The sequence below is a fragment of the Corynebacterium sp. FDAARGOS 1242 genome, from assembly GCF_016889985.1.
Lineage (GTDB): Bacteria > Actinomycetota > Actinomycetes > Mycobacteriales > Mycobacteriaceae > Corynebacterium > Corynebacterium minutissimum_B.
Map to the genome: position 1 here is coordinate 989,684 of NZ_CP069568.1, position 23,935 is coordinate 1,013,618.

Annotated in this window: 24 protein-coding genes and 1 tRNA gene; 8 read left to right on the forward strand and 17 right to left on the reverse strand. The window is 58.1% G+C overall.

Annotation, left to right across the window (positions count from 1 at the left end; all coding sequences use genetic code 11):
• Nucleotides 1–5: 5 nt before the first annotated feature.
• Genes arc through I6J72_RS04705 form a run of 3 tightly spaced genes read right to left on the reverse strand, consistent with a single transcriptional unit; the run spans nt 6 to nt 3,745 of the window.
• Nucleotides 6–1,562, reverse strand: coding sequence for a proteasome ATPase (gene arc, locus I6J72_RS04695; protein WP_204100095.1), 1,557 nt, complete (start codon nt 1,560–1,562; stop codon nt 6–8).
• Between the two features lie 36 nt (nt 1,563–1,598).
• Nucleotides 1,599–2,435 (reverse strand): tRNA (adenine-N1)-methyltransferase, encoded by an 837-nt coding sequence (locus I6J72_RS04700; RefSeq protein WP_115022114.1) that lies wholly within the window; start codon nt 2,433–2,435, stop codon nt 1,599–1,601.
• Nucleotides 2,436–2,473: 38 nt separating this feature from the next.
• Nucleotides 2,474–3,745 (reverse strand): M18 family aminopeptidase, encoded by a 1,272-nt coding sequence (locus tag I6J72_RS04705; protein ID WP_204100096.1) that lies wholly within the window; start codon nt 3,743–3,745, stop codon nt 2,474–2,476.
• Nucleotides 3,746–3,848: 103 nt separating this feature from the next.
• Between I6J72_RS04705 and I6J72_RS04710 the strand changes: the two genes are divergently transcribed.
• The gene (locus tag I6J72_RS04710; protein ID WP_204100097.1) at nt 3,849–4,643 is read left to right on the forward strand and encodes a RecB family exonuclease; all 795 of its coding nucleotides are present in this window, start codon (nt 3,849–3,851) and stop codon (nt 4,641–4,643) included.
• Between the two features lie 76 nt (nt 4,644–4,719).
• Here I6J72_RS04710 and I6J72_RS04715 read toward each other — a convergent pair whose 3' ends face one another.
• The 9 genes from I6J72_RS04715 to I6J72_RS04755 form a co-directional block, all read right to left on the reverse strand.
• Nucleotides 4,720–6,387 carry a formate--tetrahydrofolate ligase gene (locus I6J72_RS04715; protein WP_204100098.1) on the reverse strand — a complete coding sequence of 556 codons (1,668 nt, stop codon included), beginning with the start codon at nt 6,385–6,387 and terminating at the stop codon, nt 4,720–4,722.
• Between the two features lie 62 nt (nt 6,388–6,449).
• Nucleotides 6,450–7,757, reverse strand: coding sequence for an anaerobic C4-dicarboxylate transporter (locus I6J72_RS04720; protein WP_204100099.1), 1,308 nt, complete (start codon nt 7,755–7,757; stop codon nt 6,450–6,452).
• 764 nt (nt 7,758–8,521) lie between these two features.
• Nucleotides 8,522–10,045 carry an aspartate ammonia-lyase gene (aspA, locus tag I6J72_RS04725; protein WP_115022105.1) on the reverse strand — a complete coding sequence of 508 codons (1,524 nt, stop codon included), beginning with the start codon at nt 10,043–10,045 and terminating at the stop codon, nt 8,522–8,524.
• 91 nt (nt 10,046–10,136) lie between these two features.
• Nucleotides 10,137–10,982, reverse strand: a complete 846-nt coding sequence (hisG, locus tag I6J72_RS04730; protein WP_115022103.1) for an ATP phosphoribosyltransferase — start codon at nt 10,980–10,982, stop codon at nt 10,137–10,139.
• A gap of 14 nt (nt 10,983–10,996) precedes the next feature.
• A complete protein-coding gene (locus tag I6J72_RS04735) occupies nt 10,997–11,260 on the reverse strand; it encodes a phosphoribosyl-ATP diphosphatase (RefSeq protein ID WP_115022101.1) in 264 nt (87 codons plus the stop codon).
• Between the two features lie 77 nt (nt 11,261–11,337).
• Entirely contained in the window at nt 11,338–11,997 is a 660-nt protein-coding gene (locus tag I6J72_RS04740; protein ID WP_204100438.1) for an HAD family phosphatase, read from the reverse strand.
• Between the two features lie 42 nt (nt 11,998–12,039).
• Nucleotides 12,040–12,423 carry a hypothetical protein gene (locus I6J72_RS04745; protein WP_039675337.1) on the reverse strand — a complete coding sequence of 128 codons (384 nt, stop codon included), beginning with the start codon at nt 12,421–12,423 and terminating at the stop codon, nt 12,040–12,042.
• A gap of 24 nt (nt 12,424–12,447) precedes the next feature.
• Complete coding sequence (gene mshC / locus I6J72_RS04750; protein ID WP_204100100.1) at nt 12,448–13,707, reverse strand: cysteine--1-D-myo-inosityl 2-amino-2-deoxy-alpha-D-glucopyranoside ligase; 1,260 nt, start codon at nt 13,705–13,707, stop codon at nt 12,448–12,450.
• 72 nt (nt 13,708–13,779) lie between these two features.
• Nucleotides 13,780–14,604: an undecaprenyl-diphosphate phosphatase gene (locus tag I6J72_RS04755; RefSeq protein WP_181815449.1), complete on the reverse strand. Its 825-nt coding sequence runs from the start codon at nt 14,602–14,604 to the stop codon at nt 13,780–13,782.
• Nucleotides 14,605–14,706: 102 nt separating this feature from the next.
• On the opposite strand from I6J72_RS04755, the gene I6J72_RS04760 reads away from it, so the two are divergent.
• Nucleotides 14,707–15,732 (forward strand): hypothetical protein, encoded by a 1,026-nt coding sequence (locus I6J72_RS04760; protein ID WP_204100439.1) that lies wholly within the window; start codon nt 14,707–14,709, stop codon nt 15,730–15,732.
• Between the two features lie 77 nt (nt 15,733–15,809).
• Nucleotides 15,810–16,922 carry a quinone-dependent dihydroorotate dehydrogenase gene (locus I6J72_RS04765; RefSeq protein ID WP_204100101.1) on the forward strand — a complete coding sequence of 371 codons (1,113 nt, stop codon included), beginning with the start codon at nt 15,810–15,812 and terminating at the stop codon, nt 16,920–16,922.
• Here I6J72_RS04765 and I6J72_RS04770 read toward each other — a convergent pair.
• Together I6J72_RS04770 and I6J72_RS04775 are read right to left on the reverse strand one after the other, a co-directional pair.
• Nucleotides 16,919–17,302, reverse strand: coding sequence for a hypothetical protein (locus I6J72_RS04770; protein ID WP_115022087.1), 384 nt, complete (start codon nt 17,300–17,302; stop codon nt 16,919–16,921). The genes I6J72_RS04765 and I6J72_RS04770 overlap by 4 nt on opposite strands.
• A gap of 24 nt (nt 17,303–17,326) precedes the next feature.
• The gene (locus I6J72_RS04775; RefSeq protein ID WP_115022084.1) at nt 17,327–17,902 is read right to left on the reverse strand and encodes a YbhB/YbcL family Raf kinase inhibitor-like protein; all 576 of its coding nucleotides are present in this window, start codon (nt 17,900–17,902) and stop codon (nt 17,327–17,329) included.
• A 183-nt stretch (nt 17,903–18,085) separates the two neighbouring features.
• On the opposite strand from I6J72_RS04775, the gene I6J72_RS04780 reads away from it, so the two are divergent.
• Nucleotides 18,086–18,171, forward strand: a tRNA-Leu gene (locus I6J72_RS04780).
• 473 nt (nt 18,172–18,644) lie between these two features.
• A complete protein-coding gene (locus I6J72_RS04785; protein ID WP_115022082.1) occupies nt 18,645–18,914 on the forward strand; it encodes a hypothetical protein in 270 nt (89 codons plus the stop codon).
• A gap of 23 nt (nt 18,915–18,937) precedes the next feature.
• On the opposite strand, the gene I6J72_RS04790 is transcribed toward I6J72_RS04785, so the two are convergent.
• Nucleotides 18,938–19,597, reverse strand: coding sequence for a DedA family protein (locus I6J72_RS04790; protein ID WP_370552156.1), 660 nt, complete (start codon nt 19,595–19,597; stop codon nt 18,938–18,940).
• Nucleotides 19,598–19,849: 252 nt separating this feature from the next.
• Here I6J72_RS04790 and I6J72_RS04795 point away from each other — a divergent pair, with 252 nt between their 5' ends.
• Together I6J72_RS04795 and I6J72_RS04800 are read left to right on the forward strand one after the other, a co-directional pair.
• Complete coding sequence (locus I6J72_RS04795; protein ID WP_239107499.1) at nt 19,850–20,521, forward strand: TVP38/TMEM64 family protein; 672 nt, start codon at nt 19,850–19,852, stop codon at nt 20,519–20,521.
• Between the two features lie 37 nt (nt 20,522–20,558).
• Entirely contained in the window at nt 20,559–21,134 is a 576-nt protein-coding gene (locus I6J72_RS04800) for a MarR family transcriptional regulator (RefSeq protein ID WP_115022079.1), read from the forward strand.
• 15 nt (nt 21,135–21,149) lie between these two features.
• Here the strand turns inward: I6J72_RS04800 and I6J72_RS04805 are convergent, their stop codons facing one another.
• Nucleotides 21,150–21,998: a DUF3097 domain-containing protein gene (locus tag I6J72_RS04805; RefSeq protein ID WP_204100103.1), complete on the reverse strand. Its 849-nt coding sequence runs from the start codon at nt 21,996–21,998 to the stop codon at nt 21,150–21,152.
• Nucleotides 21,999–22,031: 33 nt separating this feature from the next.
• Between I6J72_RS04805 and I6J72_RS04810 the strand changes: the two genes are divergently transcribed.
• Nucleotides 22,032–22,799: a hypothetical protein gene (locus I6J72_RS04810; RefSeq protein WP_204100104.1), complete on the forward strand. Its 768-nt coding sequence runs from the start codon at nt 22,032–22,034 to the stop codon at nt 22,797–22,799.
• Here I6J72_RS04810 and I6J72_RS04815 read toward each other — a convergent pair.
• Nucleotides 22,796–23,914 carry a ferrochelatase gene (locus I6J72_RS04815; protein ID WP_204100105.1) on the reverse strand — a complete coding sequence of 373 codons (1,119 nt, stop codon included), beginning with the start codon at nt 23,912–23,914 and terminating at the stop codon, nt 22,796–22,798. The genes I6J72_RS04810 and I6J72_RS04815 overlap by 4 nt on opposite strands.
• Nucleotides 23,915–23,935 lie beyond the last annotated feature (21 nt).

Genomic DNA, 23,935 nt, shown 5'->3' on the forward strand with positions numbered 1-23,935 from the left:
CATCGTTATGCTCCCATCACTTCGACGCCGGTGACGTGTGCGCCGGCAGAGGTTCCGGCGACGATCTTGGCCCATTCTTCCGGTGTGGCGGAGGTCGGCACGTACTCGGATTCAGCCTGTTCCGCGGCGATGGCCTCGTGGAGGTGTTGTGCGGTAATTCCAGGGTCAGTTCCGTCGGCTGAGCGGAGTGCTTCTTTGAGGGCAAGCTTCTTCGCGCGAGAGACGATATTGGCAATCATCGCTCCGGAGACGAAATCGCGGTAATGCAGCACGCGCGGCTCCGCATTGGCGTAGAGCAGCCGAACGAAGGGGCGGTCTGCGTAGAGATCGTCGACGGCGGTGTCGATGAGCGTCGCGAGATCGCCCTCGTGCGGCACCGTTTCTGGAAAGTGGCGCGCAAAGATCTCGCGCGCACCGTCTTTGGTGGGACGATTGATGCGAATCTTGATATCGAGGCGCCCTGGGCGCATAATTGCCGGATCAATGAGCTCTTCACGGTTGGTCGCACCAATGACGATGACGTTGTTGAGCTTTTCCACGCCGTCGAGCTCCGTAAGCAGCTGTGGGACAACTGTGGTTTCCATATCGGAGGACACGCCTGAGCCGCGAGTGCGGAAAATGGATTCCATCTCATCGAAGAAGATGATCACTGGGCGTAGGCTGCCGTCTTCGGAAGGCTCAGAGGCCAACTCGCGGGCGCGTTCAAAGATCAGGCGTATGCGACGCTCGGTTTCGCCAACATACTTGTTGAGCAGCTCCGGGCCCTTGACGTTGAGGAAGTAGCTCGGGGCAGTTGCTCCCAGAGAACTGGACAGAGAATGCGCCACAGCCTTAGCGATGAGAGTCTTGCCGCACCCGGGAGGACCATAGAGCAGCACGCCTTTGGGCGGCTGGAGATCGTACTGCCGGTAGAGGTCTGGGTGCAGGAAAGGCAGCTCCACAGAATCCCGAATCTGGGAAATCTGCTCATCCAGACCGCCGATGTCATCGTAGGAAACGTCTGGAACTTCCTCGAGGGTCAGCTGCGCCACCTCAGTCTTGTGCACGCGTTCGGCCGCGACGGCGGACTTGGGCTCGATGAGGAGGGTATCGCCCGCGCGAACCTCGTCCCGCAGGTGCGCGGCGAGCACAACGACCTGCTCCTCCCCTGCGGAGTTGGTGATGACCGCACGGTCGGTGCCGAGGCGCTCGTGAAGCGTGGCTAGCGATCCCGTGTTGACCGGCTCACAGGCTTCCACCACAACAAAACCTTCGCCCAAGCGCACCTGCTGGCCCACCTTTAACGAGCCAGGCTCAAGGTTGGGTGAAATCTTCACGCGCATGACGCGGCCATTGGTATACACCTCGGCATCGCGACGCGAATCGTGCGGCCGGCCGGAATAGCCTAGGAAGACTCCATACGTGGAGGCAGGTTCCGCCAAAGCGTCAACTTCAGCAAGTAGCTGCTGCAGCTTGACGCGCGCATCCTTTAACAAGGCGGCGAGCTTAGTGTTGCGCTCAGAGAGTTGATCAATCTGCCGGCGCAACTGGGTGTGCTCGGAGGCGTTGGTGGCATCGTTCATAGGATCCACCCTAGCGCGCGGGCAGGCCCTTACCCCCTACTTTCGTGCGCGGCGCTGCGGGCGGGGCGGCGTGACGCCGTCGGCAAGCCGGCGCGTCCAAATCAGGAAGGCAGTGTGGGCGTTCATGCGGTGCTCTGGGCGCGTAGCTAGGCCCTCCACCTTCCACTCGCGCACCAGGGACTCCCACGCCTTGGGTTCGGTAAAGCACTTAAGCTCACGGATACCTTCCATCACCTTCATGAGCTGAGGCACGGTGGCCACATAGGTCATGAACACGCCACCCGGAATGAGGATGTCACGTACCTTTTCTAGGTGCTCCCATGGCTCGAGCATGTCGAGAATGACGCGATCGACTGGCCCTCCTAGATCCTCGACGTTGACGTCGGCCAAGTCCCCCAAACGCGGGCTCCACCACTCGGGCTGCTCGCCGAAGTATTCCTTAACGTTGTCCACTGCGTATTCGAGGTGATCATCGCGGACTTCGTAGGAGTACACGTGGCCCTGTGGGCCCACGGCTCGCAGCAACGTCATGGACAACGCACCGGAACCGGCACCTGCCTCAAGCACCCGGGCACCCATGAAAATATCGCCTTCGACCAAGATCTGTGCGGAGTCCTTGGGGTAAATCACTGCTGCGCCACGCGGCATGGAGAGCACGTGATCCACCATGAGGTGGCGGAAGAGCAGAAAAGAGCTACCTAAAGTGGAGTCGATGACAGAGCCTTCATCGAGCCCCACGATGTCATCGTGATTGATGATGCCCTTGTGCGAGTGGAACTGGCCTCCCTCTTCGAGGACGATGGTGTAGTGACGGCGCTTAGCGTCGGTGAGCTGCACGCGGTCGCCGTAGCTGAAGGGACCAGAATAAGCCATAGCGGTGAGGGCCTTTCACAAATGAGGGGATGTCCGGGTTAACCCACCAAGTATGCCTCAAGAGCCTGGCCGAGCCATAGTTGGTCACGTTCGCCCACAAGCTCGCGGGCGGAATGCATCGACAGCATCGGCACACCGACATCCACCGTGGGGATGCCCAGACGGGTAGCAGAGATGGGGCCGATAGTGGAGCCACACGGCACGTCATTATTGCCTACGAAGCGCTGGTACGGAACACTTGCGCTGCGGCAGGCATCCTCCCAGAGATTCACCGTGACAGCATCGGAGGCATAACGCTGGTTGCCGTTTATCTTGGTCACGGGACCTTGGCCGATGATTGGATGATGCGTAGGATCGTGCTTTTCAGCATAGTTTGGGTGCACCGAGTGCGCTGCATCCGCTGATACGCAGCTGGAGCGGGCGAACATCTGGAAACGCTGTTCCTCGTTCGCGCCGAGCGCACGCGCGGTACGCGTGAGCACGTCTCCCAGGATGGGACCGCCGGCACCATAACGGGAGGAGGAGCCAACCTCTTCGTGGTCAAATGCGGCCATCACCAGAATGTCCTGGTTGTTAGGCGCTGTGCTTGACGACGCCACTCCAACCATCGCCCGCAGCGAGGCATGAACGGAGGATAGATTATCCATACGCCCGGCAGCGATGAGCTTCTCCCCCGCGCCGAAGACCTCCCCACGGTGGGCATCCGCAGTAATGAGATTGAAGGAGGCAATGTCATCGGGTTCAACGCCGAGTTGGTTGCCGATCACGCCCATCACGGAGGTCTCTGGCGTACCTACGGAGAGTACCGGCTGCATGTGGCGTTGACGCTCCGGCTTGAATTCATCCTTGCGGTAGAGGTGGATGGCCAGCGAAGGCAGGCGCAGGAGCGGACCAGTGTTGACGAGGTGGCGGGAACCATCCTTGGTCAAAACTTGGCCGCCCACGGTGAGCTCGCGATCAAACCAACTGTGCAACAAAACGCCGCCATAGACTTCCACAGCTACCTGTTGCCACCCAGCGGAATCGAAGTCCGGAGTGGGCTTAAGGGCAAGGCCTGGGGAGTCGGTATGAGAACCGATGATGCGGAATCCGGACTCCGGGCTAGCCCCTTCCGGTACATACCACGCCATGACTGCGCCTCCCCGCACCATGACGTGTCCACCTGGTTCGGCTGACCACTCCTCGTTTTCCTCCTGGCGGCTAAATCCCGCCTCCGTCAGCTGGCGCGCTACTTCTTCAGCAGCGTGGTAAGAGGAGGGGCTAGCAGCGATGAAATCGAGAAACGCTTTCGTGGTATCCGTCGTAGTCATACCTTCTAGCTTGCCACGGTTGGCAGCTGTACGTCCCCAAGTATGTGGGCCCAAGTATGTGCAGCAGGGTTCTCCGAGGCCATGCGCTAGGCTAGGCAGCATCATGCCGAAACGACTAGCCCTCTCCCCTTCCCGCGCGTCCGATTACAACCAGTGCCCATTGCTTTACCGCTTCAGGGCTATTGACAAGCTTCCTGAGCCTAAGACGAAGGCGCAGGTCAAAGGCACACTGGTTCATGCTGTTTTGGAAAACATGCATAAGCTCCCACGCGAGGAGCGTGATTACCCGGCCGCAGTAAAAATGATTAAGCCCGAATGGGCCACGATGGTTGAGGCGGACCCGGATCTGCGGGACCTCGTCCCTGCTGAGGAAGAACTCGACTTCTTCATCGAGGCACGTGAACTGGTCAAGGGTTATTTCCAGATGGAGAACCCCCAGGGCTTCGACGCCTACGAGTGCGAGATGTACGTGGATACGGTTTTGCCCAACGGTGTGCCCGTCCGCGGCTTTATTGATCGCGTTGATGTCGCACCCACCGGAGAAGTGCGCGTGGTGGACTACAAGACCGGAAAGAAGCCTCTCCCCCGGTATTCACACGATGCGCAATTCCAGATGCGTTTCTATGCACTCGTGTATTGGCGGCTGATGGGGACGATTCCGGCGCAGTTGCGCTTGATGTACCTCAAGGTGCTGGACTCAATGTTCCTTACGCCAGGTCCTGAGGAGCTCGCATACTTCGAGCGTGACTTGGGCGAGCTCTGGGCCAAGATCGAAGGCGATGGCAAAGCTGGCGATTTTCGCCCCAAGACCTCGAAACTGTGCGGCTGGTGCTCGTTTCAAGACCTGTGCCCAGCCTTCGGCGGAACGCCACCTGAGTACCCCGGCTGGCCGGAGTAGAAGGGTGGGCCGGAGTAGAACGGCCGAGTAACCGTTCTACTAGCTTTTGAACACCCCGACCATATCGGGCTTACACCTAAAACAGGCCGGAAATTGTACCGTCTGCAGCAACATCGATGTTGTTCGCTGCTGGCTTCTTAGGCAAGCCCGGCATGGTCATCACATCACCCGTCAATGCCACGATGAAGCCGGCACCAGTGCGCGGCTGGAGTTCGCGGACATGCAGGGTATGTCCCTCGGGAGCACCGAGCTGGCTCGGATCGTCGGAGAAGGAGTACTGCGTCTTGGAGATCACGACTGGGTACTTTTCCCAGCCGTTATCCTTGATGTATTTCAGATCCTTGAGAGCCTTCGATGAGTATTCAACACTCTCAGCGCGGTAGATCGTGGTGGCGACGGTCTGGATCGATGCCTCGATGCCCTCTTCAGGATCATAGAGCTGCTTCGAACCGCCCTCAGTGAGATTCTCAAGCAGCAGCTGTGCAAGTTGTGTCGCACCCTGGCCGCCCTTGGCCCAAACTTCGGCTTCTTCCAGAGCAACGCCAAATTCCTTGGCCCACTGGCGCATGAAGTCACGCTCCGCGTCGGTATCGCTGCCAAAGAGGTTGAGGGCAACAACTGGAGTAAGCCCAAAGCTGCGGAGGTTTTCGACATGGCGCTCGAGGTTGACCACCCCCTTCTTCAAGGCGTCAAGGTTCTCTGTGGTGAGTTCCTCGCGCGGCTGGCCACCGTTGTACTTCTGCGAACGAATCGTGGCTACGACCACGGCGCCGGCTACATCAAGATCACCAAAGCGGGCTTTGATATCCATGAACTTTTCGCCGCCGAGGTCAGCACCAAAGCCAGCTTCAGTGAGGACGATGTCACCAAAGCGCATCGCAGTTTGGGTCGCGAGCAGAGTATTGCAACCATGGGCGATGTTGGCGAAGGGGCCACCATGAACAAAAGCCGGGGTTCCGGCCAAGGTCTGTACCAGGTTAGGGTTAAGCGCGTCCCGCATAAGCGCAGTCAGGGCACCCTCGGCATCCAAGTCGCGAGCGGTTACTGGCTTGTGGTCGTAAGTGTAGCCCACCGTGATGTCACCCAGGCGCTTCTTCAGATCGGCGAGGTCCGTAGCGAGACCCAAAATTGCCATGATTTCCGAGGCTGCCGTGATGGTGAAGCTGGTCTCTCCTGGTACGCCGTGGGCAGGTCCACCCAACCCAGTGATGACGTTGCGCAAGGCGCGGTCATTGACATCGACACAACGCTGCCATGTCACGCGACGCGGATCGATGTTGAGCGTATTGCCTTGATGGATGTGGTTATCAATGATGGCGGCCAGCGTATTGGTGGCTGCGGCGATAGCGTGAAAATCACCGGTGAAGTGGAGGTTGATGTCCTCCATAGGAACTACCTGCGAGTAGCCACCACCGGCAGCGCCACCTTTGATGCCCATGACTGGTCCCTGGGAAGGCTCACGGAGAGCGACGATAGCTTTCTTACCAAGTGCGGCGAGGGCATCGGTGAGGCCAATGAGGACCGTCGATTTACCTTCACCGGCCGGAGTCGGCGACACCCCCGTTACGAGAACAAGCTTTCCTTTAGCGGGCATGTCCTCAATGTGGGTGATATCCACTTTGGCTTTCGTACGGCCAAAGGGAATCAATGCTGATTCGGGGATACCAGCACGGGAGGCAATCTCAGTGATGGGCTCCAGGTGGTGGGCTTGGGCAATGTCAACGTCTGAAGGTTGAGTACTCATGCCCACCAGTTTAGCGCGGTGAGAGCCCGATTTTTAGCGTGCGCTGGCTAAATAATGGCTGGCTAGATAAGGACGGCGCCGAAGAGGTAGCAGAGGACAATCGACAGCACGATGTTCAGCACACCCGGAACGATAAATGGGTGGTTGAAGACTGCCTTGCCGATGCGTGTCGAACCGGTATCGTCCATCTCCACTGCTGCCAGCAGAGTCGGATAAGTCGGCAGGATGAACAGTGCGGACACCGCTGGGAAAGCGGCTACAGCGGTCAGCGGGTTGACACCAAGTGCCAATGCGGCCGGCATAAGGGCCTTGGTGGTGGCTGCCTGCGAGTACAGCAGAGCCGCAGCAAAGAAGAGAACGACAGCCAGCAGCCATGGAGCCGATGCGATGATCTCTCCGGAGAGCTCCTGAATATCTTCCATGTAGTGGTTAATCAGGGAGGTGCCCAGCCAGGCAACACCCAACACGCAGATACATGCGGACATACCGGATTTGAACACCGGGGTATTGAGAACATCGCCAGCCGGCACCTTAGTCAGCATCACGATCAGGGTTGCTGCGGTGAGCATCACCGTCATAATGGCCTCATTACGTGGCAAAGTCGGTTCCTCAATGAGTCCAACCTGCGACGAGGTCAGCGTAGCCCACAGCATGACGATGACAATGGCCACGAGGAAGATGATGACGGAAGACTTCGCGCCCTGGCTCGGGCTGTAGTTGGACGCTCCTTGCGGAAGCTTGACCAGACCCTGCTCCTTACGCTGCTGGTATACGGGATCATCCTCCAACTCGACACCCGCACGGTTGGCTACCCATGCTGCCGGGAAGATGGCGAGGAACGTAGCTGGAATAAGGACAGCCAAAATCTGGAGGTAGCCCACACCCATCGGCTCAAGCAATGATGCCAACAGGACGACTGCAGCAGAAATCGGTGAGGCGCAAATCGCCATCTGCGAAGCGACCACGGAGATGGACAACGGACGAGAGGGGCGTACCTTTCCTTCCTTGGCCACCTCAACAATGACCGGGAGGGTAGAAAAGGCGGTGTGGCCCGTACCGGCAAGCACCGTCATGAGCCAGGTAACAATCGGGGCATAGAAAGTGATTCGTTTGGGATTCTTGCGGAGGAATTTCTCGGCGAGATAAACCAAGTAATCCATACCGCCAGCGCGCTGCATGGCAGCGATGGCGGCAATAACAGTCATGATGATGCCGATGACGTCGAAAGGAATGTCCTCGCGCGTAATCGGAACTCCGGTAAGGCCGAGAATCAAGACGCCCAGGCCACCAGCCATACCGATTCCGATGGAACCGATTCGAGCACCCAGGTAAATCGCCGCTAGGACAATGAGAATGTGCACAACAACCATGTGTGACTCCAATATTCGCAGCAGTGCTGCGGGACAAGAGGGTAAGTCGCGCCCTACCCGATGCCTGTGGGGTCAAGCACGACAACTGACTGTTTTTATTCTGCCCCATTTGAGCGAAAAGATGCGGACTTAAGCCCGATTGTGTCCACTTACACACCCGTAAGGAGGCCCGGACTTAGGCCAATTTAGTGCGAAACAATCCCACCCCACCGCCGAAAACCACCAGGTAGCAGTGTCAAGAGTCACGTTGCTCACCCACCCAAGACCTAAGTCAGGCCACAATGACCGTTTCCGTAGAGCACTGCACGTCTCTTCCCAAACGGATTACCTCTTCGCTCCCCTCGCAATGCGCAACGTCTGCATCCCTCCATCGACATGCTGGAAGCATCTTACGAAAGGCGCCTGACAAAAGGCATCAGTCATAAGGCGTTTTCACGGCTGAAAACGCCATTTACTCATTGCAGATGGCGTTTTTAGACCCAAAGATGCCCTTTGCCAGATGCCTTTTACAAAACGCCCTCCTGCCTTAGGTCAATTTAGTGCGGAACAATCCCACCTCACCGCCGAAAACCACCAGGTATCAGTGCCAAGAGTCACGATGCTCACCCACCCAAGACCTAAGTCAGGTTACACACCCGTAGCGAGGTTTCTCTTTTCCCAAACATCGGAGAAAGGAATCAGCGCCCGCACCCGCCAACAGTGGCGGTGCGGGCGTTGAAGTAGCACACTTTGACGCCTGCACGTGCGGGCGTCATTACGACGATTTATTCGTCAATGTACAGCTGACCGCGGAACTCTGGGTGCATGAGGTTCTCAACAGACAGCACACGGTTGAGGGTTTCTTCGTCGAGAAGGCCCTTCTCCAAAACCAGTTCCTTGACGCCCTTGCCGGTCTCGAGGGACTCCTTGGCAATGAGGTCACCATTGTGGTGGCCGATGAACGGGTTCAGGTAGGTGACGATACCGATGGAGTTCTCGACGTAGGCACGGCAGACGTCCGCATTGGCGGTAATACCCTCAACGCACTTCTCGCGCAGGGTATCCACGGCATTGCCCATAATGCGGATGGACTGGAAGAGCGCCTCGCCGATAACCGGCTCCATGACGTTGAGCTGGAGCTGGCCAGCCTCAGCAGCCATGGTGACGACGTGGTCGTTACCAAAGATCTTGAAGCAGACCTGGTTCACAACCTCTGGGATAACCGGGTTGACCTTACCCGGCATGATGGAGGAACCAGCCTGACGCGGCGGAAGGTTGATCTCTGCCAGGCCAGCGCGCGGACCGGAAGACAGAAGACGCAGGTCATTACAGATCTTGGCCAGCTTCATGGCGGCACGCTTGATCGTGGAGTGCAGAAGCACGTAGGCACCGCAGTCAGAGGTGGCCTCGATGAGATCGCGGGCGGTCTTGATTTCCAGACCAGTGACCTCAGACAGAGCGGCGGTGACCTGGTGGCGGTAGCCAGCTGGCGTATTCACACCGGTACCGATGGCGGTAGCACCCAGGTTGATCTCGAGCAGACGTTTCTGGGAATCGCGCAGGATGGCCTGCTCCTCAGCAAGGTTGTGAGCGAAAGCCTTGAACTCGTCACCGAGGGTCATCGGGACAGCGTCCTGCAGCTGGGTACGGCCCATCTTCAGGATGTCGCAGAAGTCGTTGCCCTTGGCATGGAAAGCAGCCTGCAGGGCATCGATTCGCTCGATGAGGTCCTCCATAGCGTAGTACAGGCCGAGGCGGAAGCCGGTCGGGTACGCATCATTGGTGGACTGAGACATGTTGACGTCATCATTCGGGTTAATGATGTCGTAGGCGCCCTTTTCCTCACCGAGGTGCTCAAGCGCCAGGTTGGCCACGACCTCATTGGTGTTCATGTTGAGCGAAGTACCAGCGCCACCCTGGAAGACATCCAGCGGGAACTGATCCATGCAGCGGCCCTTCTCCAAGATCTCATCACACGCCCAAATGATGGCCTCTGCCTTCTTCTTAGGCAGAACGTGAAGGCGGCGGTTGGCCATTGCAGTGGCCTTCTTGACCTGAACCATGCCGCGGATGAAGTCCGGAATGGTGTTGATGGTCACGTAGGAAATCTGGAAGTTCTCAATTGCGCGCAGCGTGTGGACGCCGTAGTACGCGTCGTTGGGAACCTCCATGGAGCCGAGGAGGTCGGTCTCAGTACGAGTCTTTTTGGTGCTCGTAGCCTTAGGCGCCTTGTTAGTAGCCTTCTCCTCAACCTCAGACTTGGCGGCCTTGGTCTCGGTCTGAGCATCCTTCTTAGTGGACTTTGCCATGATGGCTGACTCCTTGCATATAAATCGAAGAACGACGGTGGTCACCCTTCATCGTAGCCAGGAGCGCGAATAAAATGTTTGGCATCTGCCCCTAAAATCGGGCAATACGGAGATCTGACGCAAGAATTGCTTCCGCTCCAAGCTCAGAAAGACTGTCCATGACCTGGTTTGCCAGCTTGCGGGGAACCATGACGCGGACTGCTACCCATCCTTCACGTGCCAACGGGGAAATTGTTGGACCCGTTAAGCCGGGCGTGACGGCTTCGACGTCCGGGAGATCCTTTTCGGCCACGTTGTAGTCGAGCATGACGTAGTGACGTGCGTTGAGGATGCCTCGAATGCGGCCGAGCACAACGTTTTCTTCATCTGTCAGTTCCTCCCCCGCGCGTTTGATGACAACTGCTTCCGACGCCACGATGGGATCACCGAAAGGTGCAAGGCCCTGCTGTCGCAGCGTGGCTCCCGTGGAGACAACGTCCGCGATGACATCGGCTACCCCTAGGTGGATGGAAATTTCGACCGCACCGTCAAGGCGAATAACCTCCGCCTCAATGCCGTTGGTTGCCAGGTGGTCACGCACAACGTTGGGGTACGAGGTGGCAATGCGCTTGCCTTGCAGCTTGTCCACAGTCCACTCCTCGCCTGCGGGCGCGGCATAACGGAACGTGGATGCTCCAAACCCAAGGTTGAGCACCTCGTCGAATTTGGCGCGAGAGTCTTGGGCAAGGTCCCGGCCCGTAATACCGAGGTCAAGCACGCCTTGAGCAACGTAGATGGCGATATCCTTAGGACGCAGGAAGAAGAATTCAACGCCGTTCGCCTCATCAACGACGTTGAGGGATTTGTTGTGTCCGCGGCCTTTGTACCCGGCCTCTTTGAGGATTTCGAGAGCAGACTCGGAAAGGGAACCCTTGTTGGGAACAGCAATTTTGATCATGAATGCGGCTTTCTCTAGAGGTAGCGGTAGATGTCTTCGAGCTTCAGGCCGCGCTTATGGGCCATGACCTGCAGCCAATACAGCAGCTGCGACATTTCCTCAGCTAGTTCCTCATCAGACTGGTATTCCGCGGCGATCCATACTTCGCCAGCCTCTTCGATGATCTTCTTGCCCAGATGGTGAATACCTTTGTCATAGGCCTCCACGGTGCCGGAGCCCTCAGGCCTCTCGGTGATTTTCTGGGACAGTTCCTCAAACAGGCTCTCAAAATTCTTCACAGGTGCATATTCTTCCACACCGCTGCATAGAATTCTGCCCTCTGGCTGAAATTGATACCGCCGAACACTGCTCAGCGTTAGCGCAGGATCCGGGTGAACCAGGAATACACATCGTCGGCAGTAGCACCTACAAGGTGCCGCGCAGAATGCAGGTGGGAAATCTCTGTTGCCTCCGCAGGAACATCAACGTGGTCACCTTCAGGAAGAGCGATGACGGCGCAGCCGGCGTCGACAGCCGCACGCATTCCGGCAGCAGAATCCTCAAAGACTAGGCACTCCCCTGGTTCTAGGCCAAGGCGGCGAGCGGCCTCGGCATACATGTCCGGAGCAGGTTTGCCATGAGGGACCTCGTCACCGCAAATGGTGTCCACAAAGTAGCCGCGGCCCAGCGCCTCAATAGCAGAATCCGCCACATAGCGTTCTGTATTGGTCGTCACCATCATCGGCATGCCGTGTTCCTTGAGTTCGCTGAGCAGCTCAGGAACGCCAGGGAAAATTTCGAGGTGTTGAGCAAACAGCGATTTAACGTAGTCAAACATGAGCGTGCGGTAGCGCTCCGTATCGCCCGGTTGCAAAGTCACGCCAGCTTTATCGGCGCAGATATCCAGCGTGTCCTCAAAGGTCGCGCCCACAGTGGCAAGACGCTCAGTTGGCGTGAGGCGGCGTCCCAAGCTCTCTGAGAGATGAAACGTGGCCTCTTCCCACAATGGCTCGGAATTGGTGAGTGTGCCATCCATATCCCAGAAGATTGCGGATGGTCGACGAATCTGCACAGTCAATTAGAAGTCTAGCTCCGGAAGCTGCGAGAGGGCCTCATCGTCGGCGCCTGTGGCAGCCGAGGCAGAGTGAATAAGCTCGGTCAGCTCTTCCTTCTCCTCTGGCTCCAAGACAGCATCGGCATTCTTACGGTTGAAGGCACCGAGCTTCTCCACCGAGGGTTTCACGGCAGCGCTCAGAATCGGCCCTTCTGGGTCGTCTGGAAGCTTGTCCAGATTATCGAGGAACTCCTCGATAATCTCCTTCAGTTCCGGGAGGACGGCGGCATCGAAAGGTGCCTCCCAGAACTCCTTCTCATCCTCCTTGAGGTAATCGCCGGTGGCGAAGGATTGAAGGTTAGAAATGAACTCATCAACGGTGGGCTGGAATTCTGCGCGAATGCTCATGAGCTAGATAATGCCTGAAGATCTCTAGAGGCGCACGCCCAACAGAGAATTTATTGCTGTGCGGATGAGAGCAGCCGCTTCGGCGGTGCTTTCCTCGGTGGAATCAGCGTCTCTGCGCAGCGCCTCAGTGGCCCAAGCGTCAAGGTTTTCAAGCGCGCGTGGGGTGTCGAGATCGTCAGCCAACGCTGCTCGCACATCCTGGATTACTGCTTGCAGGGACTCAACCTGGCCAGGGCTTTTTGCAGCAGCACGCCAGTGCGACAAACGCTCCTGAGCGGTAGCCAGCACGTCATCAGACCAATCACGGTCACCGCGGTAGTGGCCGGCATAGACACCGAGACGGATCGCTGAGGGGTCCACGCCAGCCTCGACCAGCTTGTGCACGAAGACGAGGTTTCCCAAGGACTTCGACATCTTCGTTCCCTCAAGTCCAATCATGCCGGAGTGGACGTAGACCTGTGCCATACGTTCGACCTGGAGCGCAGCTTCTGCATGGGCTGCAGAGAACTCATGATGCGGGAACTTCAAATCAGAGCCGCCGCCCTGAATCGTGAAGGTGGAGCCAAGGCGGTTGGTGGCAATAGCCGAGCACTCAATGTGCCAACCCGGGCGGCCAGGACCGAAGGGAGAGTCCCAGGCGGGTTCACCTTCACGGTGTGCGCGCCAAATCAGAGCATCGAGTGGATCACGCTTGCCAGGGCGATCTGGGTCACCGCCACGCTCAGCAAAGAACGTCTCCATCTGCTCACGGGAATAGTTCGACTCATAGCCAAAGTTATCCGTGGCCTCGATCGACGCGTAGACATCGGGATATTCCGGATCATCGACGGTGTAGGCCGCGTCGACGTCGAGAAGCTTCTGCACCATCACCGTAATCTCATCAATAGCTTCCATCGCACCGATAAAATGCTGCGGTGGAATCACGGAAAGTAGCTCCATATCGGAGCGGAAGAGATTAATTTGGGACGTGCCCAGCTCGCGCCAGTCCACACCGTCGCGCTCAGCCCTTTCAAAAAGTGGGTCGTCGACGTCAGTGATGTTCTGCGCGTAGTTGACCTTATAGCCGTTGTCCAGCAGCTGGCGATAAATCAGGTCGAAGGTGAGGTATGTTGCCGCATGGCCTAAGTGAGTGGAGTCGTACGGCGTGATGCCACAGACATACATGCTGGCGGTATCACCGTTGATGTCTACCTTTGAGACAACCTCATCGGCCGAATCATAAAGGTGAAGCGGGACGGGAGTGCCGGGGACAGAGTCGACGTGCGGTGTAGGCCAAGATTGCATGCCCACAATCCTAACGCGCGCCCCACTCTGATGACACGACCGCGGCCATCACACCGTGCCTTGGGAGGAATGCTAGGGCACGAGCACTCCCAGTGCCAGCAAGATCATGACGATAATGCCGACGGGAATGCGGTAAGCAGCGAACCACTCGAAGGAGTGGTTGCCCACAAACTTCAGCAACCACGCGATGGAGGCGTAGCCCACGATGAAGGCAATACCTGTCCCCACGAGCAGTTGCATACCGGTGGCGGACTGACCAACGGTGGGGCCGAAGGCGTCCCCCAGCGAAAAGAGCCCTGAAGCCATCACCGCCGGAATAGCCAGAAGGAAGCTGAAACGAGTAGCTACCTCACGGTCGAGGCCCAGAAAGAGGCCGCCGGAGATCGTACCGCCGGAGCGAGATACACCGGGGATCAGCGCAAGGCACTGACACAAGCCCATAACGATGGCATCGCGCATGGTCAGTTCCTCAAAGCTGCGAGTCTTCTTACCCATGCGTTCAGCCAGGATAAAAACGAATGAAAAAAGCACCAACATAGAAGCCGTGATCCACAGATTGCGCAGGTTGTCACGAATCAAGTCTTTGCCAAGAACACCCAGGATGCCAATAGGAATAGAGCCAACGATCACCATCCACCCCATGCGGTAGTCCTGGCCGCGCTTGTCCTTGTTGGCAAGGCCCATGAACCAGCCCTTGAGGATCTGCCAAATCATGCCGGCGAAATACACGATGACGGCTAGCTCGGTCCCGAGCTGAATGACGGCGGTAAAGGAAGCACCTGCGTCCTGCCCCCAGAAGAGCGTAGAGACGATACGCAGGTGGCCAGAAGAGCTGACGGGCAAAAATTCGGTGAGGCCTTGGACAAGGGACAGGACAATGACCTGCATCCATGTCATGGCGTCAGAAGCAGCTGTTGTAGTCACTCGCGACAGCCTACTCGTCGCGCTTGCGGCTTCCGGTTTGCACCACGCTGGCTGCTAGGATGAGAAATCGTGAAAATGCGTGGAGTTTTGCTTTCTTGTGCCCTTCTCACCAGCACGTCTGCCCTCGCAGCATGTGATCCCACGGTGGGAATAGGAGGAGATCCCGACTCGGCCGTTTACGGCCAAGCAGAGCCCGCCGACTCCCCCGCTACGCAGAACGCAGCCGGGAAGGTCGTGGATTTCGACAAGGTCACTGACACCGCTGCGCTGGGTGACGTTCTTGCAGTCCGCACAGCAGATGCACTCACTATAGGCACGCAAGCTGACTTCGAGGCAGATGAGGCAACCCGAGTGGACATCGATAAGCACTGCGGAGACCTCACCGCGTCTCCTTCGCATTTCGTCCTAGCTTGCGGCGACACAGTTCTTCTCATAGACGCACAGAAGCCAGCTTCTCCGCAGGAGCTTGCCGTGGATGAGGAGACACCCGTAACGGTCGCTGCCGAGACCTCTACTGGTGAGATCTTCGTGGGCTCGGCGGATTCGACGACTGTGGGCGTTTACAAGGACGCCGAGAGGACTGGCACCATCAAGGTGGAAGCTGGCAGTGACCAGCTTATTTCCGTCCCTAATCCGGATGGTGCAGATGGCGTCGTCCGCGTACTGCGCAAAGACTCCACAATCCAATCCTTGGACTGGGAAAAAGACCGCGCCGGCGGTCGACTGCGCGTGGGCCAGGGCGTCGGTCAGATTGCCGGCGGTGACGGAGCGGTGGTGGTGGCTTCGGATACCGTGGGCAAACGTGTGGCCATCTACACCGCGAGCGACGTTATCCGTCTCCACCAATTCGGCAACACGGAGGGCACGCCCTGGGCTGTAGCTTGGGACAATGAACGGGAGTTGGCGTGGGTTACCACCACAGATAACAATCTGCTTCATGCCTACACCGTCTCCTCCGGAGTTCCGGAACTCACCGGAAGCGTTGAAACGGTAGCAGGCGCGCAGAATATCGCCGTGCTTGACGACGGCACAGTGGTCGCCGCTTCCGCTAACGGTGACGGGCTGCAGTTCATCAACGATCCGGAGCTAGACGGCTCCTAGCCTCTGAGGCGCTGTTCTCCGCTATCCCAATCCACTACTCGCTTTCCCCCTGCCACTATGGACTAGAAGGATTATTCATGCAGTATTCCGCGCTCGACCGCGCTCGCCACGCCGCATATCAGGTTGCTCTTAAGGGAATGTTTCGGCTGAGCCCAGAGCGCATCCACGGCATTATCACCATGGGCCTTGCTGGCCTGCAGGCAGTTGGCCCCGCTAACCGGTTGTTGGCGAAGGTGCTGCCAGTCACTGATCCCATGCTGGAACAGGAAGTCTTCGGTGTTCGGTTCCCCCGCCCGTTGGGCCTTGCTGCTGGTTTCGACAAGAATGCCTCCTCCCCCGATGTGTGGGCTCCGATGGGCTTCGGCTACGCGGAGTTGGGCACTATTACGCCAAAGGCACAGCCAGGAAACCCGGCTCCCCGCCTATTCCGACTCAAACCGGACAAGGCCATCCTCAACCGCATGGGCTTCAACAATGAGGGAGCGCTCCATGCCGCGCGTAACCTGCGCAAGCGCCGCTACAACGACGTCATCGGCATTAATATTGGCAAGAACAAAGTGACCACGTCTGAGCACGCTGTGGACGATTACCGCCAGTGCGCGTCGCTCCTCGGGGATCTGGTTGATTTTGTGGTGGTCAATGTCTCTTCCCCTAACACCCCTGGCTTGCGTGACTTGCAGGCGGTGGAGTCGTTGCGCCCGATTATGGAGGCAGTCGTGGAATCCACGTCCCGCCCTGTTTTGGTGAAGATTGCGCCGGATTTGTCGGACGAAGATATAGATGCAGTGGCTGATATGGCTGTCGAGGTGGGCCTTGCTGGCATCGTGGCGACCAACACGACGATTTCTCGTGAGGGCCTTTGCACACCGGCTGATAAAGTAGCGGCGATGGGCGCCGGCGGTGTGTCGGGCCCTCCGGTCGCTGCGCGTTCTCTAGAGGTGCTCAAGCGCCTCAATGCCCGCGTGGGTGATGAGCTCGTTCTCATCTCCGTGGGCGGTATTTCCACCCCTGAAGAAGCCTGGGAGCGGATCACCGCTGGCGCTTCCTTGCTGCAAGGTTATACCGGCATGATTTACGGCGGCCCAGACTGGATTTGCGATATTCACCGTGGCATTGCGCTCCAGCTGCGCAACCACGGTCTACGGAATATTTCCGAGGCCGTGGGGTCCGGCTTGGGATGGATTGATTAATGCACCGTGCGGCGAATGACCGCCGCACACAAACCTGCGCCCACGGCGTAGAGGAAGACCACGTATTGCCCCATCGTGGTGAGAACCGTGCTCGGTAGAGCGCGGCTCGCCACGATAAGGACGAGGGCAAGCACGAGCGCGATGATTTGTTCGCGGCTGCCCCGCTGGTCGCGCCGTTGAGTGCTGAATGCGCCGACGAGAAGCGCTGCGCCCACGATGGCGAGACGCCGCCATGTCCACTCAAAAGTAGCTCCCCATCCGTCGGTAAAGATGGAGACCAGCCCGAAGAGTGCTAGCACGGCGGCCAGCAAGGTAAATGCCCCACCTACTCGTAGTCCGGCAGGGATAGCTACTCCGTCGGTTTCGGGATGATTAGTCATTCTTCTGAGTGTAACGGGGGCGAACTAGTGAGCCTCGTACCAGCCCCAAGTAACCGCGCGGCCCAACGTGTGGAAGAAAAGATTGAAACCCAGCACGGTAGGCGTGGCGTCAGGGTCAATATCGAGCTTTTCAACGTCCACGGCATGGACGGCGAAAAGGTAGCGGTGCGGGGCATGGCCAGCAGGCGGCTGGGGGCCATAATAGACACGCTGGCCGGAGTCACCGCGCAGGCTGACAACGCCCTCAAGTCCCAGGTCCTCAGCGGATCCTGCCCCCGTAGGGAGCTCACGCACATCCGCAGGGATATTGAAGACAGCCCAGTGCCAAAATCCGGAACCCGTCGGTGCGTCTGGGTCGAAACACGTCACAGCAAAGGATTTCGTCCCTTCGGGTACATCAGTCCACGCCAGCCGCGGGGAAACATTCTCCGGCGCACGGAACTTCTCAGCGATCTCCGCGCCTTCTTCGATATCGGTAGAGGTCACGGTGAACGCCGCTACCTCCCCCAGCGGGGCGTAAGGATCCGGCCCCGGGAAGCGAGAGTCCGCAGCATAGCTCGGCGTGGTAGTTGCAGTCCTGTCAGATGTGTTGCTAGTCATACTTCCTTTCTACTGGACAGAACTTTTGTCCGCAGAAGATTTGCTCACCATCAACTTTCATCGGTGTGTTTTTGCACGCAATGGGACGTAGAAAAATGCGGGATGACGTCGCGATTTGTGTACTGCAGGCCAATCGGGATACAGTATTCGAGTGCCCAGCCGAGAGGCTGAACAAACACCCTAGCCCGGGTGGCGGAATGGCAGACGCGCTAGCTTGAGGTGCTAGTGTCCTATTAACGGACGTGGGGGTTCAAGTCCCCCCTCGGGCACACTGTGAAATCTCGAGACATCGTTCCGGTCGGTGTCTCGAGATTTTTCGTTTTCAGAGCCGACATTTAGGCTAAAAACCACATTCACGGTAGACAAGGGCCAGAAGTTTGAAATTTTTCGCCCTTATCTACCGTGAACGACAGTGACAGGTGTGCGAGACCTAGTTCCGACCTCAGTTGTCGTTCATAGGTTGAGGACACACCTCTAGAACTGCTCCTGAAAGCGCTAGAAGCAGCAGAGCTGGGCCTCACACGGACTTATTTTCAGCAGCCGTCACTTCGGTGTGGAGAAACCACAGAGGATCGATGTCTCCGAACCAGACACCCCCTCGGGCACACATCAGCCCCGCCCTTTACTGAGACACAAGAGCTCCAGTAAGGCGCGGGGTTTATGTTTGCCGGTACAGTGGGAGCCGTGACATGCGCCACGTGCGCTCTTATCCCCTTTCCACGCGCCCATCAAGGAGTTCTATATGACGGCGACCTTTACGTACCTCGACCCGTTCACCGCCCAGCGCAAGGTTATCGACGCTCCCGAGGGCTCCGAGTATGTCGTCGTCAAGCGCCGCGGTGAGGAAGTCGTGGACGGCGAGGTGATGAGCTTCCACGCCACGCATGGAGACGCCCGTGACGCTGTTATGGCAGGGCTTACGGAGGAGTTTAAGACGGCTGTGGATAATGAGCCTATCTACGTCACTCACGCTCGCCTGCGTGGCGAGTATGCGCGCTACGTTGACCTCTAAAAGCCACACCTTGTGGTGGGCTTTTAGGCCCGCGGGCTTGTTTCTTCTACTACGGTGGCCTTCTTCTTGCCCGTGTAATAGCTATGTAGGCCCTTGATCACAATCGGCGCTACGGATATCAGCACGATGAGAATCATGATTTTGTCGATGGAATCAGCGATGCCTGGGATGCTGCCCAAGAAGACGCCAATCAGGTTCATAGACGCCACCCAGGTCACTGCCCCGCCGACATTCCAGCCCACAAAGTTCTTGTAGGGCATGTTGGCCGTGCCAGCGGCAACCGGGATATAGGTGCGCACGATGGGCACGAAACGGCCCAAGACCAGCGCGAGAGGACCATGCTTGCGGAAGAAATCCTCGGCTGAGCGCAGGTATTCCAACTTGAGTACCTTTGCGTCCCGCTTAAAGAGGCCGCGGCCGAAGCGGTGCCCAATCCAAAAACCCACTTGGTCACCAAGAATTGCGGCAGCCATTCCAACAAAAAGGAGGGCCCAAATAGACACATGCAATTCGTGACGCAAGGTCGCGGCCATGACAAGGAGAGAGTCGCCGGGCAGGAATGGGAACAGTACGCCAGATTCGATAAAGACGACGACGGCCAGACCGGCGACTACCCAGGGGCCGAAGGCCTCAAGCAAGGTGGCCGCGTCCATATAGGACGTTAGGTTGTGTAGAAAGTCCACGGAGGTTCTCCTAGCGATACGGTGCGCACCGTGCGCGCACACTCGTATCAGTATCCTCCTGATTCGACCGAGAAGACGAATCGAAAGCGGCTACCCCAGCAACCTATTTCCAATACCACAGGAAACTGCCAGTTACCAGCCCAGATATTGGCTACGGGACGAACAGCGCTAGGGTTATTCCTCATGGGCTCAGGGTGGATTCGCAACGCAGGTGACTTCCTAAAGTCACTAGGAGGTGCCGCGTGGAGCAGCATGCGCGCTTGGTCATGGCGGCGTTGGCTCCTCGTAGGAGTCGGCTGCGCGGCACTGGTGGTAGCGGCCGCGCTTGTCGACGTCCCCGATACCGCCGCCCTACGCCAGTGGTCGGAACATCTCGGCCCATGGTTTGTCGTGGCCTTCACCGCCGCTTACGTCCTCTTCACGCAATTCCCCATCCCGCGCACCGTGTGGACAGTTGCCGCTGGACTCTTCTTTGGTCCGTGGCTGGGACTTGGAGTGTCGCTCGTGGCCCTAACGATGTCCGCCACGCTGTCACTTATCGTTGTTCGTAGTCTCCTGGGCGAGTGGATACGCCCTCACTTGAGCCATCCAGCGGTCTTCACGATCAATACCCGCCTGGAGCGACGTGGCTGGTTGGCCATTGCCTCGCTTCGCCTCGTCGCAGGAGTTCCCTTTTGCTTAGTAAATTATGTCGCGGCGCTTACTCCTATTCCCGTCTCACACTTTGCTCTTGCAACACTTTTTGGATCCATTCCTACTACGGCGATTGGGGTGTTTTTTGGTGATGCCCTGACGGGGCATGCTGATCCCCTAACGATTGTTGCGCTCTTGGTAGCTACTGCGCTGGGGGTGACTGGCTTGGTGCTCGACACGCGGCTACCAGCTCGCCCCTCCATGAGCGCTCAGGTCAAGCACAAGGAGTAGACTTGGGCTTGTTTCTTGCCGGAAGGAGTCTCTCACAGTGCTAGCAGTCCATGCCCGTTACCGCGGCCGTTCGGTGCGCCGAGCCGAATTGGTGCAGCGTTCCGCCGCTGCCCTATCTACTTTGGAGGGCATCGGGGAGTTTGAAGTACTCGGCGTGGAAGACATCTGTGCGGTGGCCTACTCGGCTTCCTCGGTCTGTGACGTGGTGATGGCCTTGCTGGCTGATGGTGATTGGGCTATTGGCATCGGTGTTATTCCCGGAGACGATGCTAGCGACAAAGAAACTCGCGCCGTCGCTACAGCAGCCGTGAAGGGCTCGGCCCGCGCGGGCCACGTCTATGCGAAGGTCGATCGCCGTGGCCGCGCGGCGGAAGCCAACGACATTGCCGCCACTTTTGCGCTCCTTGGGTTCGTCCTGAACAAGCGCACAATGGAGGGCCGCGAAGCTACATCACTCGTGCGAGGCGGCCTCAATCAAAACGAGGCCGCCGAAGAGCTCGGCATTTCCAAGCAGGCCATGTCGCAGCGCCTCCAAGCTGCTGGCTGGGCGGCCGAAACTGCTGGGTGGCAACTCGCGGTCAACCTCATCGAGCGCGCTAACTCGACGAGCTAGGCAGTGCCCCTATCTCTACAGAAGGTCTTCCTTCGTCAACTCCGGCGTGGTAACGAAATCCACGAGGCGTTCCACGGACCCGATGAGTGTTGAATCGAGGTCGCGGAAGGAATTGACCGCGTTGTACACACGGCTCCACCCTTCCTTGGGATCGGACCATCCAAGACGAGCACAGGTACCCGTCTTCCAGTCTTCGCCGTAAGGAACCTCTGGCCAGGAGCGAAAACCGAGGCGCTCGGGTTTTACTGCGGCCCAGATGTCGATGAAAGGATGCCCCGTCACCAAGACGTGCTCACCCACCGTCTGTGTGAGGCGCGTTTCCTTAGATCCTTCCACCAAGTGGTCAGCTAACACGCCCACGCGACGCCCCGGCCCCGGCTGGAACTGAGCAAGGCGCTCCTCTAAGTTGTCGAGTCCTTCAAGATATTCCACGACCACGCCTTCCACCCGCAAGTCATGGCCCCAGACCTTTTCCACAATCGCGGCATCGTGGATACCTTCCACCCAGATGCGGGAAGGTGCAGCCACCTTAGCCTCGATATTGTCTACGCGGCGCGAACCCGAATTAGATTTGCGCGGCGCTTGCTTTTCTACATAGCGAGTCAGGGTGACAGGCTGACCTTCCAGCAGAAAGCCGCCCTTGACTAGGTTGAAGACTCGTTCCACTCCATGACGATCTTCGAGCCGGACCACCGGGCCCCATGCAGTCTTGTCGACGTCCATCACAGCGCCAACAAAGTCATCTCCTCGGACTTCCACCACCATGCCTGGCTCGGCAGGAACCTCAGGGTAGTGCGGTTTTTGTGTGCGTGCGTGTCCGGCGAAAATATCGCCGCCATAGGGGTCTCGGGGATTGGTGCTCATGGGGATTAACCCTATCGTCTACACTGGCCAGCCATGAATATGCGCGCCGAGGTCTGGTCCCCTGTTCAAAACGTCGCCGTGTGGCTGGGTGCATGGCTGTGGGGTCACGAATCCACCGATGACTTCCTCGATGCCACTACGGAGTTGGGCGGTGAACAGTTTGGGCCCGAGGGTAGTCCCTTCGTTACCGTTCTCGCTCACCTGCGCCGCGAATCGGCCGACATCATCGCTCGCGGTGAGCGCGAACCGCTTGTGCGCCTCATTCTGTCAGGTCCTGGCGAAGCACCAGCCCTTCCTGCCGGCTCGGAGTCCGCTCGCGCGGCCGCTGAAAACTCTGCCGGCGCCATTGTGGTGCGTACCAATGATCGCGATAGGCATCTGATTCTGATCCCCAGTTATGCTGACGGCGCAACTATCTGGACACTCATCGAGGAGACAGACCCCCTGCCTGCCCCTGCGTGGCTAAGTCCAGGCGATGCCGATGCGCTCCTGAGTCAAGCCACCACTGAATCGGCGATGCTCATTGAGGCCACCGGGTATAGAAATGATGTTCTCCCGAATCCGCGACTCACGGTGGGAACCCTCAGTGACTTTTACGACACCCCGGGCTTGCCGTCTTCTGTTCCGGCCCGCGCCGCGAAGCTTTTCGCGCGCGCCGACCGCGTCGCCGCCATCATCGAAACCGTGACGGACCGCATTCAAGACCACAGTCTCGATCCGCAATTACTCCGGTTGTGGCGACACATCCGCCAAGCGCGCATGGCCGGGGTGGCCTACGCGCTCAGCGATTTTGCCCGCTAGTGCGACTTCTTCAGCGACCAGATATCGCAGCAGCCCTCGGCGCACGGAGCACCGTTAACGGTACAGCCTTGAACCGTGACGTTTCCCAGGGAAGCTGGCTCAGCTCCTTGTTCCAGCTCATCAACAAGATCAATGACCAATGAGGCAAAGCGCTGCGATGGGCCCGCCGTCCGTGTGCGATACACGCTCACACCCATCTCATCAGCTGCTTGTTTAAGCTCAGAGTCGAGGTCCCAAATGACTTCCATATGATCAGAAATGAAGCCGATTGGACATACAACAACTGCCTCAACCCCATCATTAGTGTGAATCTGCGTGGTGTGGTCAACAATGTCCGGCTCGAGCCACGGGGTAGCTGGGTTACCGGAACGGGACTGCCACACTAGGTCATACTCGCTAATTCCAGCGGCCTCAGCGACGAGACGTGAAGCCTCGGCGACTTGACGTGAGTAAATGTGCTTGTCGCCTTCCGAGCCACCGACGGCGTCGTGCGCTGAGGGAACAGAATGAGCGGTGAACAGCATACGGGTTTTCGGCAGTTTGTCCTCCGGTACCTCCGCATAAGCTTCACGGATGGCCTCTGCCATCTCCTCAACAAACTTCGGGTGATCAAAGAACTGGCGCAACTTGGTGAAGGTAATCTCCGGCAGGCCCTTGTCCTTGGCGTAGTCACGCAGCTTGACAATGTCCTCGTCGTATTGACGGCAGGCACTGTAGCCGCCCCACGCTGAGGTCGCGAAAACCGCGACGTTACGGATTCCATCAGCAGCCATCTGCTCTACTGCCTCGGTGCCGAAAGGGTACCAGTTACGGTTACCGAAGTAAATCGGTAGATTATGTCCGCGTTCTTTCAGTTCTGCTTCGAGGTTGTCAATGATCTCGCGGTTCAAAGCATTGAGGGGGCTTACGCCATCAAAGTGGAAATAGTGCTCGCCAACTACTTCCAGACGTTCGCGCGGGATGCCGCGGCCGCGGGTGACGTTCTCCAGAAACGGAACGACCTCCTCGTTTCCTTCCGGGCCACCGAAAGAAAGAACGAGGAGGGCGTCAAAAGTGGAGGGTACCCGGCCAGTGCTTAAACCAGCACCGGGGGCAATACGCTGTGTTTCAGTCATACGGCCCAGTTTAGCAATGCG